Source organism: Paramicrobacterium chengjingii (genome assembly GCF_011751765.2).
Classification (GTDB): domain Bacteria; phylum Actinomycetota; class Actinomycetes; order Actinomycetales; family Microbacteriaceae; genus Paramicrobacterium; species Paramicrobacterium chengjingii.
The window spans coordinates 312,998-326,373 of record NZ_CP061169.1 but is presented as its reverse complement, the minus strand read 5'-3'; the positions used below and the strand labels follow the sequence as shown (position 1 = coordinate 326,373).

At 60.3% G+C, this 13,376-nt stretch carries 12 protein-coding genes; 2 read left to right on the top strand and 10 right to left on the bottom strand.

The annotated features are described in order from the left end of the window. Positions 1 to 24: 24 nt before the first annotated feature. The 10 genes from HCR76_RS01685 to HCR76_RS01640 all read right to left on the bottom strand — a co-directional run bounded on the left by HCR76_RS01685 (position 25) and on the right by HCR76_RS01640 (position 10,184). The gene (locus tag HCR76_RS01685) at positions 25 to 1,383 is read right to left on the bottom strand and encodes an FAD-dependent oxidoreductase (RefSeq protein WP_166985376.1); all 1,359 of its coding nucleotides are present in this window, start codon (positions 1,381 to 1,383) and stop codon (positions 25 to 27) included. A gap of 41 nt (positions 1,384 to 1,424) precedes the next feature. After that, positions 1,425 to 2,426: a polyprenyl synthetase family protein gene (locus HCR76_RS01680; protein ID WP_166988033.1), complete on the bottom strand. Its 1,002-nt coding sequence runs from the start codon at positions 2,424 to 2,426 to the stop codon at positions 1,425 to 1,427. A 113-nt stretch (positions 2,427 to 2,539) separates the two neighbouring features. Then, on the bottom strand, positions 2,540 to 3,250 hold the full coding sequence (locus HCR76_RS01675) for a demethylmenaquinone methyltransferase (protein WP_166985377.1): 711 nt from the start codon (positions 3,248 to 3,250) through the stop codon (positions 2,540 to 2,542). Positions 3,251 to 3,284: 34 nt separating this feature from the next. Next, positions 3,285 to 4,058, bottom strand: a complete 774-nt coding sequence (locus HCR76_RS01670; RefSeq protein ID WP_166985380.1) for an HpcH/HpaI aldolase family protein — start codon at positions 4,056 to 4,058, stop codon at positions 3,285 to 3,287. Between the two features lie 32 nt (positions 4,059 to 4,090). Further along, complete coding sequence (locus HCR76_RS01665; protein ID WP_244971454.1) at positions 4,091 to 5,050, bottom strand: aldo/keto reductase; 960 nt, start codon at positions 5,048 to 5,050, stop codon at positions 4,091 to 4,093. A 13-nt stretch (positions 5,051 to 5,063) separates the two neighbouring features. Then, the gene (locus HCR76_RS01660) at positions 5,064 to 5,930 is read right to left on the bottom strand and encodes an ATP-binding cassette domain-containing protein (RefSeq protein WP_166985386.1); all 867 of its coding nucleotides are present in this window, start codon (positions 5,928 to 5,930) and stop codon (positions 5,064 to 5,066) included. Beyond that, complete coding sequence (locus tag HCR76_RS01655) at positions 5,927 to 6,736, bottom strand: ABC transporter ATP-binding protein (RefSeq protein ID WP_166985388.1); 810 nt, start codon at positions 6,734 to 6,736, stop codon at positions 5,927 to 5,929. The genes HCR76_RS01660 and HCR76_RS01655 overlap by 4 nt, the downstream gene beginning before the upstream one ends. Then, positions 6,733 to 7,626: an ABC transporter permease gene (locus HCR76_RS01650; protein WP_166985391.1), complete on the bottom strand. Its 894-nt coding sequence runs from the start codon at positions 7,624 to 7,626 to the stop codon at positions 6,733 to 6,735. The genes HCR76_RS01655 and HCR76_RS01650 overlap by 4 nt, the downstream gene beginning before the upstream one ends. Continuing rightward, positions 7,623 to 8,555, bottom strand: coding sequence for an ABC transporter permease (locus HCR76_RS01645; RefSeq protein ID WP_166985394.1), 933 nt, complete (start codon positions 8,553 to 8,555; stop codon positions 7,623 to 7,625). Before HCR76_RS01645 ends, HCR76_RS01650 begins: the two co-directional genes overlap by 4 nt. Positions 8,556 to 8,564: 9 nt before the next feature. Further along, positions 8,565 to 10,184, bottom strand: a complete 1,620-nt coding sequence (locus HCR76_RS01640; RefSeq protein ID WP_166985397.1) for an ABC transporter substrate-binding protein — start codon at positions 10,182 to 10,184, stop codon at positions 8,565 to 8,567. A 182-nt stretch (positions 10,185 to 10,366) separates the two neighbouring features. Between HCR76_RS01640 and pdxA the strand changes: the two genes are divergently transcribed. Continuing rightward, a complete protein-coding gene (pdxA, locus tag HCR76_RS01635) occupies positions 10,367 to 12,568 on the top strand; it encodes a 4-hydroxythreonine-4-phosphate dehydrogenase PdxA (RefSeq protein ID WP_166985399.1) in 2,202 nt (733 codons plus the stop codon). Further along, on the top strand, positions 12,565 to 13,365 hold the full coding sequence (locus HCR76_RS01630; protein ID WP_166985402.1) for a DeoR/GlpR family DNA-binding transcription regulator: 801 nt from the start codon (positions 12,565 to 12,567) through the stop codon (positions 13,363 to 13,365). The genes pdxA and HCR76_RS01630 overlap by 4 nt, the downstream gene beginning before the upstream one ends. Positions 13,366 to 13,376: the final 11 nt, after the last annotated feature.

Here is a 13,376-nt window from a genome sequence, read left to right as displayed (position 1 = left end):
CGACATCGGGTTCTGAGCGCCGAGCTACTTCCCGCGGGAGATCTTCACCATCTCGTCGCGCGGAACGACCTTAATGCGGGCACGCTCGTGCGGCTCGCCGAGGGCGACCTCATGCGCATCCAGGTTGTGCCAGCCATCAAGGTCCGTGTACTCGACACCGCGTTCGTCAAGAAGATCTACGATCGCCTGCTCCTCGGGCGAATCCGGCGTCCACCAATTGCCTTGATCGTTGATGATGTGCGACACCGTCTCCATCGCATCCGACTTGGTATGGCCGATGAGACCGATCGGGCCACGCTTGATCCAGCCCGTGGCATAGACCCCATGCACCTGCTCGTTTGTCTTGCGATCCATCACCCGACCCTCATGGTTGGGCACAATCCCGAGTTTCTTATCGAAGGGGATGCCGTCAAGCGGCGAGCCGAAATAACCAATCGCACGGTACAGCTGCCCGATCTCCACCTCGCGAATCTCGCCCGTTCCTTCTACTCCGCCCTCACCATCGGGGCGCGTCCGCTCGTATCGGAATGCGGCCACATTCCCCTGACCATCATCGAGAACTTCGAGTGGTTTTGCGTAGAAATGCAAGTGAAGGCGACGCGACGCCTGGCCGGTCTCGCGCTCACGCCACTTGGTCATGATGCGGTCGATGACCATCACCTGCTTGTTGCTGGCGATCGCCTGCTTCGAGGCTTCGTCATAATCGAAATCTTCCTCATAGAGCACCATGTCAACGTCGTTCAGCTCGCCCAACTCACGCAGCTCGAGCGGGGTGAACTTCACCTGAGCCGGACCACGACGCCCGAAGACATGCACGTCGGTCACCTGCGACGCCTGAAGACCCTCATACACATTGTCGGGAATCTCGGTTGGCAGCAAGTCGTCAGCATGCTTCGCGAGCACACGCGCCACGTCGAGGGCGACGTTTCCATTGCCGACAACAGCGACAGACTTGTGGTTGAGCGGCCACTCGCGCGGCACATCGGGGTGCCCGTCGTACCAGTTGACAAAGCTCGCCGCGCCGTAGGAACCCTCGAGTTCGACGCCAGGCACGTCGAGACTGTGGTCGCGAATGGCACCCGTTGCGAAGATCACTGCGTTGTAGTGATTCTTGAGGTCGTCGAGCGTGACGTCTTCTCCATAACGGACGTTTCCGAAAATGCGAATGTCGCCCCGATCGAGCACATCACGCAGAGCATTGATGATCCCCTTGATGCGCGGGTGGTCAGGAGCGACACCGTAGCGAACGAGTCCGTACGGTGCAGGGAGCTGCTCAAACAGATCAATCGACACGTCGAACTTGCGCTCTGCCTTCAAGAGGATGTCCGAGGCGTAGATACCTGCCGGGCCGGCACCGACAACGGCGAGTCTCAGCTTTGTCACATGATTCCTTTGGTTGGGTACGCTGCGGGTGACGCGGGCGCTTATTTGTCTCTGTCGGCCAGCTTGCGGCCAAATCGATTGAGGGCTTCTCTCACGGGCCCATCAGGCAAACCGTCAAGAGCGGCGATCGCCTCGGCCGCCCACTTCTTCGCCTCGGCACGGGTGCGCTCCGTCACCGGGTGCGCATAAAGCTCCCCAACGGCGTTGGCGAATGATTCGGATGTCGCGGTGTCGAGGTCGCCCGACTCGGCATCGATCCGTCGCACGAGGTCCGCGTCGGCGGCATCCGTCTGTGCACTTTGACGGAGGTAGATCATGGGCAGCGTTGCGACGCCCTGGCGCAGATCCGTTCCCGGCACTTTGCCCGTCTGCTCGGGCTGCGGAGAAAGGTCGATGACGTCGTCGACGAGCTGAAAAGCGACACCGATCTTCTCGCCGTACTCGCGCAGCGGGCCTTGCACGTCTCCTGGTGCATTGGCGAAAAGTGCTCCGGCGCGTGCAGCTGTCGAGATGAGAGAACCGGTCTTGTCGGCAAGAACCTGAATGTAGTGCTTCTCTTCGTCTTCACCGTTCTCGGGGCCGACTGTCTCGTGCAGCTGACCGAGCACGAGGCGCTCGAATGTGTCTGCCTGAAGCCTGATTGCCTTCTCGCCGAGGTTCGCCATCAGCTGGCTCGCACGAGCAAACAGCAGGTCTCCCGTAAGAATCGCTACCGAATTGCCCCACACGGTGTGTGCGCTCGGCACCCCACGGCGGCGGTCTGCGTGGTCCATGACATCGTCGTGGTACAGCGACGCGAGGTGGGTGATCTCGATCGCCTTCGCGGCATCGTAGACATCTTGTGTGTTGCCGTCGCCGAGCTGCGCAGCGAGAAGAATGAGCATGGGGCGCACACGTTTGCCACCCGCCTCGAGAAGGTAGCGTCCCGACGCGTCCGCCACCGAATCCGTGAACTCGAGGTCGCCGATCAGCTGACGTTCGATCTCAACAAGTCCTTCGTCGATCTCGCTGACGACACGACGCATCGCCGGGCTCATCATCATGCGCTCGGTTAGGCCCAGCTGCTGCGACAGTCGAGTGTCGCGAGGGGTCGTGCTCACATCCACCCCACTACCCTATCCGTCCTCGGACGTCACAGCTTCGATACCGGATGCCGTTACCCGCCGGGCTTGAACGCGCGGTGCATTGCCGCGATCCCTGCAGTGAGGTTGCGATGCTCGACGTTGCCCCACCCGGCCTCACGCAGCCACAGTGCGAGACCCTTCTGATCGGGCCAGGCGCGGATCGACTCGTTGAGGTACGTGTATGCCTCGGAGTTGGAGCTGACGACGCGCACAATAAGCGGCATGATCTTGGCTATGTAGAGGTTGTAGGCGCTGCGCACGAGGGCGGTCGGCGGCGTGGAGAACTCGCACACCACAAGGCGTCCACCGGGCTTGGTCACCCTCAGCATCTCGACGAGCGCCTTCTTCGGGTCAACGACGTTGCGCAGGCCGAACGAGATGGTGACGGCATCGAATTCGTCGTCTGCGAAAGGGAGATTCGTGGCGTCAGCCTCGATGAAATCGATGTTCGGCAGGTGCCCGAATCGACGACGGCCCTCCGCGATCATTCCCGCAGAGAAATCGGCGGCGACAACGGTCGCTCCCGTCGCGGCGAGTGCAGCGCTCGACGTGCCGGTGCCTGCGGCGAGGTCGAGCACGCGATCGCCGGGAAGTGGATCGACGGCACGGCGCAGTGCGAGCCGCCACAAGCGGTCGTTCCCGACCGAAAGCACGTCGTTCGTGAGATCGTAGCGTTCGGCGACCTCATCGAACATCGCCGACACCTGCTCGGGCTGCTTCTCGAGATCTGCGCTCTTGCTCATGCCCTCAGTTTAGATGCCGGCACCTGGGCGAGAACTACGATCCCGCGACAGCGAGATGCGACGTCGCGATTTGCTCAAGATGCACGAGGTCAGACGCGATCGTCACGAAGTCGAAGCCTTCCGCAAGCCTCGCGTGTGCGACCTCCCCTGACGGAGTGTGAATGCCGACGGGCAGATCCCCAGCCGCTTCTCTGACCCGGCGAAGCGCCTCCAAGAATACCGAGTCGACCGCAGCATCTGTCGAACTGGAACCGCCAACAGCGATCCGCAGATCGCTCGGTCCGATGTACAGGGCATCGATGCCCGGTACCGCCGCAATCTCCGCGACGTTCTCCAAGCCCTGAGGCGTCTCGATCATGGCAATGCACACGACCGATTCGTTGGCTTCGGCCAAATCAGTCGAGATGCGCAGCTGGGCGCGCATAGGCCCGTAGGACCGCGTACCCATAGGCGGGTAATGGGCAGCGTCAGACGCTCGCGCCGCGTCCGCCTCGGTATTGATCAGAGGAACGATAACTCCCACAGCGCCCGCATCAAGCGCCTGCCCGATCCACGCAGGATCGTTTGCGGGCACTCGCACCATGCCCACAGTCGGCGTGTTTCCCAGCGCTGCACCCGCGTCAATTGCCAAGAGCGCGTTGAGCCAACCCTTGTAGTCGAGAAGCCCATGCTGTCCATCGATGCAGATGTAGTCGTAGCCGACGCGAGCGAGGCGCTCAACGACGATGTGAGCGTCCATCATCGACCAATAGCCGATAAGACGTTCCTTCGACCGAAGCCTCGCTGCAAAATTGTGTGCCGCGCTCATTCGTGCTCTCCCTTACGTCTGTTATTGATTCGTCACCGGTTATATGGGGGCATTGCTCCGAAGAGGGGAGCCGTCTGCTCGTCGAGTTCATCGACAATCTGCGCGTCAAGCGGCCCCTTGTCGAGATAGTCGAAGTTCTGCTGAAGCTGCTCAAGACTTGACCCCCCGACAAGGACTGCGTCCACCGCTTGTCGCGACAAGAGCCACCTGAACGACGCCTCGACGAGCGAGATCTCTGCGACTCGAGCAACATCGTGCAGCCGTGCTACCGCGTCAAAGAGCTCTGGTGTCCAGTACCTCTTGCGATACATGGCAGAGAGCCCCGATGTCGCAAAGCGCCCACTGCTTGGGTTCTGGGTCAACGCGTGCTTACCTGTGAGCAGTCCCCCGGCTAACGGGTTGTAGACCATCGTCAACAGACCACGCGTACGAGCGAACTCCATGTACTCTCGCTCGACGTTGCGCGCAACCAAATTGTAGAGCTGCTGACCGACGACCGGGGCCGGCGCACCAAGAGCATCGGCCGTTGCGATAACGTCCGCTACCTGCCATGCAGAGAAATTCGACACGCCGATCGCCCGTATCTTGCCGGCCGTGTGCAGGTCAGCTATGGCGGTCACGGTCTCATCGAGTGGTGTCTCACGGTCGGGCTGATGCAGGTAGAGCACATCCACGTAGTCAAGATTCAGCCGTCTAAGGCTGTTATTTACACTGTCAACCAGTGCAGAACGCGAGAGCGGTGGTCTTCCTGCTGCATCTGCCGTTGGCATTCCAGCCTTCGTCGCGATGCGGAAGCTGCTTCGATCGTGAGGCAGAATGCGCGACAGCATCCTTTCGCTTTCTCCACCCGCATAGCCGTTTGCTGTGTCGATCATCGTGGCACCTCGATCGAGGGCTGTGCCGACCATACGAGACGCCACACTCTCATCGACCGTGTCACCGAACGTCATCGTGCCCAGAGCCACGGAACCCGTGACGATGTCTTGCTGCATCGGGTGTTCTCCTCTATTCGGTCGTCGCCATGCGGACGACATCGGTCGGTGTGCTCACTTGCCGGAACATGCTGAGCACCTCACGCGGTTTGATGCCCACCATGGTCGTCGGGTCAAGAGCAGCAGCCCGCAGAGTGCGCGTGTACGGGTCGACCGGCGACTCAAGCACCCGTTGCGTGTCGCCGTGTTCCACGATTCGGCCCTTTGACATCACGACAACCGATTCGCTGATCTCTCGTACGACTCCGAGATTGTGCGAGATGACGATGAACGTGCTGTGGGTCTCGTCTTGAAGATCTTTCAGGAGCCGAAGAATCTGAGCCTGCACAGAAACATCAAGCGCACTCGTCGCCTCATCGAGCACAATGAGATCGGGTTCGCAGGCAAGCGCCCGTGCTATCCCGATGCGCTGTCGTTGCCCACCGGAGAATTCGTGAGCACGCCGTTCGGCAGCGGTACTTGGCAGTCCGACGCGTTCAAGATACTCACGGGCCTTGACGCGTCGTTGTTCGCGGGAAAGCTCGCGCACACGCATGCCAATTGGCTCTGCAATGAGATCTTGCGCCGTCATTCGCGGGTTGAGCGATCCGTACGGATCTTGGAATACCATCTGGATCCGCGAACGCAGAGGCCGAAACTGTCGCTCAGACATCGGCACGAGATCGACGCCGTTGAGTGCGATCTGCCCCGACGTCGGTCGCAACAGACGCACAATCGAGCGCGCGATCGTCGACTTGCCGCATCCTGACTCACCAACAATCCCGAGAGTCTTGCCCCGCTTCACAGAAAAGCTGACGTTATCGACGGCTCTGAATGGACCTGATCGCGTGGGGTATTCAACGATCAGGCTTTTCACGTCGAGAAGTGCCGCTTCGCTCATTGCGCACCACCGTTCCACGGACCCAGTTGAGGAACCGCATCAAGGAGTTGACGCGTGTACTCGACTGTCGGGTGGGAGACCAGTTCATCAGCCGGCCCACGGTCGACGAATCTGCCGTTTCGCATCACCTTGATGCGGTCGGAGACCACGCGCGCGACTCCAAGATCATGAGTAATCAGAAGCATTGCCAACTGCGATTCTTCTTGGAGTGTGAGAAGCAGATCCAGGATGCCTGCCTGCACCGTCACATCAAGAGCGCTCGTTGGCTCGTCAGCGACGATGAGCACCGGATCAGCCGCGAGCGCCGACGCGATGAGCACGCGTTGAAGCATTCCCCCCGATAGCTGATGAGGGTATTTATCGAGCTGCTCACGGGGATCAGGGATCCTCACGTGATTGAGAAGCTCGATGCTCCTCTGCGTTGTCTGCGCGGTGCTGAGCCGAACAGTCGAGCCGCGGTGCACGGCACCGCCGAGCTGTTTGCCGATTGTGTGGGTCGGGCTCAGGGCAGTCATCGGATCCTGCGGAATGAGCGCAACCTGACGACCGCGCATTTTCTCAAGCTGCCTCGGTTTGCCCAGCACATCGATTCCCTGAATCTCGACGATCCCTGTTGTCACGGCGAGATCCGCGGGAAGCAGGCCGAGAATCCCCATGGCCGTGGTCGATTTTCCTGAGCCGGACTCGCCGATGATCGTCACCGTTTCCCCCTTCTCGAGGGTGAAAGACACACGGTCCACTGCGCGGATCACCCCGGCGTCGGTCATCAGTTCAATCTGAAGATCTTCGACACGAAGAACACTCATTGTGACGCCTTCTTTCGCCGAGAGAAGTCTCTGAGTCCGTCACCGAGAAGGTTGACACCAACGACCAGGGAGGCGATGACAACACCGGGAAGCGTGACAAGCCACCACGCGCTGGTGATCACATCTTGTCCATCTGAGATGATTCTGCCCCACGTAGGAAACGGGCGCTGCGGGCCAGCACCGAGAAAGCTCAGAGCACTTTCGAGAAGCACGGCCTGGGCGAGCAGCAGGAGAACAACCACGATTGCCTGAGCGATCACATTCGGAAGAACGTGCTTCACGAGCACTCCGAGTCGCTTGACGCCGAGCACTCGAGCCGCCTCTACGTATGGCTTCTCCCGCTCGACCATAACGAGGGATCGCGTGAGCCGTGCCGGCTCCGGCCAGTTTGCTATCGCGATCACGAAGGTAATGACCGGGATGCTCGATCCGAAGAGCGCGACGACAAGAAGTAGCATCATGAGAAGTGGCAGCGAAAGCTGGGCTTCGATGAGTCGTGAGATGATCCCGTCGACCTTTCCACCGTAGTACCCGGCGAGCGAACCCAGAATAATGCCGATGGTTCCCGAAATGACGACAGCGAGCACCCCAATGAGCAGCGAAACCTGCCCTCCGTACATCACTCGTGCGAGCAGGTCACGCCCGAGCTGGTCTGTGCCAAAGAGGTGCCCGTCCGTCAGCGGAGGCAGCATCCTCTCGGCGAGGCCCTGTTCGCTGGCGCTGGGAATCGGCAGAGATCGCACGAAGACGATGGGCAGCACGACAACGAGTGTCAGGGCCGCGCCTGTCCAGATCTTGACCCTGCTCGCACGGGCCTTGCGCGCAAAGCCTGCTTTTCGCAGGAGTTTGGAGGTGACAGCGCTCGTGCCTTTGGTCGTGACGCTCGTCATGCCTGCACCTTTCCTAACTTCACTCGGGAATCGAGTAGCGGATATGTGAGGTCGATCAGCAGTTGCACGACAACCGTCAGCACTGCCGTTACGACAACTGTCGCTTGGATCAGTGGATAGTCACGAGTTTCAAGTGCTCGCACCACGAGGGAGCCAATTCCGGGCCAGCCGAAGACGACCTCCACGACGACGACGCCGTTGAGCATGCTCGCGAATCGTGTGCCTAGCGCCGTTACGACAGGAACGGCAGAGTTGCGGAATCCGTATCCCCAGGTGAGAGCCGGCCCCGTCACCCCTCGGGAACGCGCGATCGTAAAGTACGGAGCTTGGAGATTCTGCACCATCTCTCTCCGCACCATTCGTGAGATCAATGCCACTTGCAGCGTGGCAATCGTCGCCGCAGGCAAAACGATTCCCGCCCAGGAGCCGAACCCGGCCACAGGAAAGATCGGGATGGCCACGGCGAAGAATGTGATGAGCATCACGCCGATCCAGAAGTCGGGCATTGACTGCCCGACGATAGTGACAATGTTCGCCGTCAGCTCTCTCTTGGTGTCTGCCCTCTTCGCCATCCACACCCCGAGCGGAATCGCGATTACAGCTGTGAGCAGAATCGCAGCGGCGGCGAGCGTAATAGTGTTCGGAAGGCGGTCGAACACCACTTCAAGGGCGGGAGCGCGGAAGGAGTACGACATTCCGATGTTTCCCTGCACAAGGTCTTTGAGAAAGATCACGTACTGGGTGACGAGCGGTTCGTTGAGCCCCATGCTCTCGCGCACACGGTCCAGTTCGGCCGTGCTGGCGAGCGGACCGGCAAGCGAGTATGCCGGGTCGCCCGGTGCCATGCGAACGAGTACGAAAACCGCGGAGATTGTGAGAAAAACCGTGAGCAGGCTCTGCCCGAGGCGCGAGATCAGGTACCGAAGCATCGTACGTAACTAGTCCTTGAGGCTGACCGCGGAGAGGTCATAGGAGTTGATGGGCGAGAGCTCGAGGTTCTGCACGCGTGTGCGACGTGCCAGCAAGACCTTCGGCACGAATGCCCACAATGACGGGGTCAGATCCCACGTCTTCTGCTGGGCCTGTGCGAGAAGCTCATTTCGCGCCCTCTCGTCTCCCGTCGACGTGGCCTGATGGATGAGATCGGCAACCTCGGGGAACACGAAGCCGTGATACGAGTCGTGCGTCTTCTCCTTCTCGGCGGTTCCTGCGTACATTCCCTCCATTGTCGTCAGCGCGAGCCCTGTCTGATTGCCATAGCCGTTACCGAGAATGTCCCAGTCACCTCCTTCACCGCGACGCCATTTGCCGATGTCGCCGCCTGCCTCGAACGATTTAAGCGAAAGCGTCACTCCGACAGCGCTGAACATTTCTACGAGAGCTTGCATCACCAACGTGTCAGCGGGGTACTCTCCTTCTTCCCAGATCAGGTTCAGCGCAAGGTCTTTCACCCCGAGACGCTTCAGCTCTGACGTCGCCTTGTCCGGGTCGTACGCGAACTCGCCGACCTCCGAGAAGCCGTTCAGAGTGAAGGGCACCACTCCGTTAGCCTGCTCCGCGTTCCCGCTGAAGATCGAATCGATGATCGTCTTTCCGTCCACCGCGTAACTGAGGGCGCGTCGCACCTCGGGGTTTGCAATGGGATGATCTTTCGGTTTACGGAAGTTAAAGAAGAGGTGATTGAAACGAGTGCCCGTCACCGAATCGATCTCGATTCCGTCAACAGACTTCAACTGCTCTGCTGATTCTGGAGTGATCGAGTCGATGACGTCGACCTCACCGGCACGAATGGCGGAAACACGACTTGACTCTTCCGAAATGAATCGAATGTTCACCTTCGCAATCTTGGGCGCTTCTCCCCAATATTCTTCGTTGATCGCAAACTCATACGATCCAGAACCGCTCTCGCTCGATTCCACAAGGTACGGTCCCGACCCAACGCCATCATGAAGTTCAGCGGGCTCATTGGCATCCGCTGGCGTGATCAAGACGTTTGACATCAGGAAGTCGAGAGTCGGAATTGGCTTCTGCGTATCGAGCGTGAGCTCCTTGTCGCTCACCTCCGTGACCACGGGCCATTCTGAGAACTGCGGTTGCAGGAAGCCGCCCTCGACCTGCTTGTACATGTCGAGAGCCGTTGTCACGTCCTTTGCGACGACAGGCGTGCCGTCCGAATAGACTGCATCGTCCCGCAAGACGACCTTCCATTGGGTGTCCGATACCGCTTCAAATGATTCAGCGAGAACATTCTTGATCGTGAGATCGCCGCTGACCCGTGTGAGAGCCTGGCGGACCGCGCGCTGCACGGTCACTGCCGCATCAAACTGGTTCATTTTGTTGTCGATGCTCACGAGCGAACGGTTGAGCCCGAGGGTGAGCGTGCCAGACGCCGCACTCGCTGCGCCGCCGCCACCCGGCCCCGCACACGCTGAGAGGCTGGGGGCGAATGCGATGCCCGCGCCGGCGACAAGGCCGAAACGTAGTAGTCCTCTCCGTGAGAACATCGCTGTTGAAGCCGGAGTGAGTGAAGCAGCTACTTCTTGAGATTTCGCGGTCATCCTTGACCTCCTCGATCGTCAGACGCTTTTAGAGCGACCAGGTGAAAAAGCATCACGTTCGTGATGATTAGCAATGCAATCATGCTTGCATATTTCGCGCAAGTCTTTTAGCGTGAAATGCGCAATAAACTACGATGCCGTGTTTTGATGAGCATCGACGAGGAAATATCAAAGGGGGTGTGATGGCTGTATCGCCGATTCTTGCGATTGCCGACGACTTGACGGGAGCCGCCGAGGTCGCTTCTGCTCTTGCCTTCGATCAGGTGAATGGCGCACGGATCGTATTGCACTCGCCAACCCGTGACGACATCGATGACCTCTGGCTCCCTGGAAGTCCCGTGCTTGTCGTCGACACCGGATCCCGCGACATCAAGCCGGAACACGCGGCCACGACTGTCGCGCGAATCACCAGCGGTCTGCCGAACTTCGTGACGATCTTCAAGAAGGTCGACAGCCTGTTGCGCGGAAATACAGGGTGTGAGCTCACGGCTCTCGGTGAGCAGTCCATGGTCATTCTGGCGCCAGCTCTCCCCCAGTCGGATCGCACGGTGGAAGACGGGATTCTGCGCATTGCACGCAAGCCACTGTCTGAAACACAAATGTGGGCGAATGAGCTTTCTGCGCCTCCCCGGCGAATCTCAGAGCTGTTCGCTCGAGATGCTGCTGTCGAGCTGTCCATGGATGAAATCCGCGCCGGTGGTCTGCGAGAGTTCCATGCCATGCGCAGAGGAATCGTGATCTGTGATGCGCGGACCGATTCGGACCTCGACGCAATTGTCTCGACAGCACCGGCGCACGCGATCCTTGCCGGAAGCAGGGCGCTGGCCGAAGCGCTCCGTCGGCACTCTGCAGGAGTGTCGACCCCGCTGCAGCCGGTCGCGCCGACCGGCCCGGCATCCATCTCTCCCGTGCTCGTCGTGGTGGGGACCACCGCGCCATCCGCAACGGAACAGGTTGCCGAGGTGAGAAGCCGAGGGGTTCGGGTGGTCGAGCTCGACCCGCACCAACTCGACGCGCTGGATTCAACACGTTTCTCTGGAGACAACGTCGTCCTCGTCTCGCTGGCGAAGACGACCAGACCCGCAGCCGGCTCACAGCTTGCGAGCGATCTGGCTCACGCTCTGAGAGGGCTCGCTGAACAACGCAATCTCATTCTGACCGGCGGCGAAACCGCCCGGCACCTCCTCGACGAGCTGGGTATCACCACGCTCACCTACGCCGCGACGATCGAACCCGGACTCATCGAGACCACCGCTCGTTCGCGCAAACGAATCGTCACGCGACCGGGAAGTTTCGGCACACGAGACAGCCTTGTTCATGCAATCGAGCATCTGACCACACCAATCGCGCCTCAGCGCGCTCACACGAGGGATCATTCAATGACAAGAAGACCGCGCATTGCAGTCACAATGGGAGACGCCGCTGGCGTCGGCCCGGAGATCGTTGTTTCCGCCCTCCTGGAGGCGGAGATAATCAACGCGTGCACGCCCATAATCATCGGCGATGCGAATCGGCTGCGGCAGGCTGCACGACTTCTCGGCACATCGCCGAAGATGAACATCATCGACGCCCCTGAAGACGCCATCTGCGAACCCGGGACGCTGAATGTCATCGATGAGAATCTCATTCCAGGCGACCTTGCATGGGGTGCACTGTCTGCTGTCGCCGGAGATGCTGCTTATCGCTACATTGCACGAGCGTGCCGGTTCGCGCAGCAACTCCGCATTGACGCCATCTGCACGGCGCCGCTGAACAAAGAAGCACTCCATCTCGGCGGCCACATCTACCCGGGGCACACGGAGATGCTCGCCAAGCTGACGGGAACCGACGAGGTCTCGATGATGCTCTCAACGCCGAAGTTGAAAGTCATTCACGTCACAACTCACCTCGGTCTGATCGACGCCGTTGAGAAGATCGAGCCGGGGCTCGTCGAGCGAACGATCCGCCGCGGTCATGACGCACTCGTTGCAGCGGGCAACCCGCATCCACGTATCGGCGTGGCGTCGATCAACCCTCACGCTGGAGAAGGCGGGCTCTTCGGATACGGAGAAGAAGCGGAGAAGATCGCACCGGGCGTCGAGGCAGCGCGCACCCAGGGCATCGATGTGACCGGCCCTCTGCCCGCGGACACACTGTTCTTTCTCGCCGGACGCGGTGACTACGATCTCGTCGTCGCGCAGTACCACGACCAAGGGCACGGTCCCATCAAAGTACTGGGCATCGAGGCCGGCGTGAACATCACTGTCGGGTTGCCCGTGATTCGCACGTCTGTGGATCACGGCACAGCATTCGACATTGCAGGCACGGGCAAGGCCGATCCACGTAGCATGGTCGAAGCCATGAGACAGGCAATAGAACTCGCAGCGAACCGGGAGCAGGCATGACCCATGCGTCGACAGTCGAACGCCGCGACAAGATCGTTCAGTTGGCGATCTCAAGCGGGCCAACGAATGTCGACGAGCTCGCCGTCTACTTCAACGTCACGTCGTCGACGATCCGTCGGGACCTTGCGCGGCTGACGAGCGAGGGCCGGATCACCCGCACCTACGGCGGCGCCATCGCCCTCGTCGGCCATGCCGAGCCATCGCTCAGCGAACGGCAGAGCGAGGCGCACGAGCAGAAGGTGCTCATTGCCGAGTGGGCGCGCAAACGGGTTCTGCCCGGAGACACGCTTCTACTAGACCTCGGCTCTTCCGTCGCCACGCTGGCATCTCGGCTGAAAAACATCGAAGACTTGTCGATAGCTACAGTGAACCTCTCTGTGATCACCGCGCTCTCCGGCCTTCCCTCGGGAAAGCTGTACTGCCTTGGCGGACAATATCGACCTCTCAGCCAAGGTTTCGTCGGGCCACTGGCTGAAGCTGCCGTAGAGCGGCTGACGTTCGACACAGCATTTCTGGGAACCGATGGCGTCAGCCCTGACGGCGAGATCAGCGAGGCCGACCTGCAGCAGCTCAGATTCAAGGAGCTCGTCTGCCGACGTGCTCGAAACGTCTATGTTCTCGCACACGGCGAGAAAATCGGTCAAAGCCCAGTTCACGGGTGGGCTCGCCTGCCACTGCCGTGGACGCTTGTGACAGATGACTCCGCTCCCGAAGACGTCCTGGCGTCGATCCAAGCGACAGGTGTCGAGGTCGTCGTCGTACCCTCTACTCCCGTCGACGACGACACTGATCGCTGAACGAATCGTCC

Excerpts from the sequence above, each read along its gene's own strand:
- HCR76_RS01645 (WP_166985394.1), bottom strand. The coding sequence starts at position 8,555 with ATGCTTCGGTACCTGATCTCGCGCCTCGGGCAGAGCCTGCTCACGGTT.
- HCR76_RS01655 (WP_166985388.1), bottom strand. The coding sequence starts at position 6,736 with ATGAGTGTTCTTCGTGTCGAAGATCTTCAGATTGAACTGATGACCGAC.
- HCR76_RS01675 (WP_166985377.1), bottom strand. The coding sequence starts at position 3,250 with ATGAGCAAGAGCGCAGATCTCGAGAAGCAGCCCGAGCAGGTGTCGGCG.
- HCR76_RS01640 (WP_166985397.1), bottom strand. The coding sequence starts at position 10,184 with ATGACCGCGAAATCTCAAGAAGTAGCTGCTTCACTCACTCCGGCTTCA.
- HCR76_RS01650 (WP_166985391.1), bottom strand. The coding sequence starts at position 7,626 with ATGACGAGCGTCACGACCAAAGGCACGAGCGCTGTCACCTCCAAACTC.
- HCR76_RS01680 (WP_166988033.1), bottom strand. The coding sequence starts at position 2,426 with ATGATGATGAGCCCGGCGATGCGTCGTGTCGTCAGCGAGATCGACGAA.
- pdxA (WP_166985399.1), top strand. The coding sequence starts at position 10,367 with ATGGCTGTATCGCCGATTCTTGCGATTGCCGACGACTTGACGGGAGCC.
- HCR76_RS01660 (WP_166985386.1), bottom strand. The coding sequence starts at position 5,930 with ATGAGCGAAGCGGCACTTCTCGACGTGAAAAGCCTGATCGTTGAATAC.
- HCR76_RS01670 (WP_166985380.1), bottom strand. The coding sequence starts at position 4,058 with ATGAGCGCGGCACACAATTTTGCAGCGAGGCTTCGGTCGAAGGAACGT.
- HCR76_RS01665 (WP_244971454.1), bottom strand. The coding sequence starts at position 5,050 with ATGCAGCAAGACATCGTCACGGGTTCCGTGGCTCTGGGCACGATGACG.
- HCR76_RS01630 (WP_166985402.1), top strand. The coding sequence starts at position 12,565 with ATGACCCATGCGTCGACAGTCGAACGCCGCGACAAGATCGTTCAGTTG.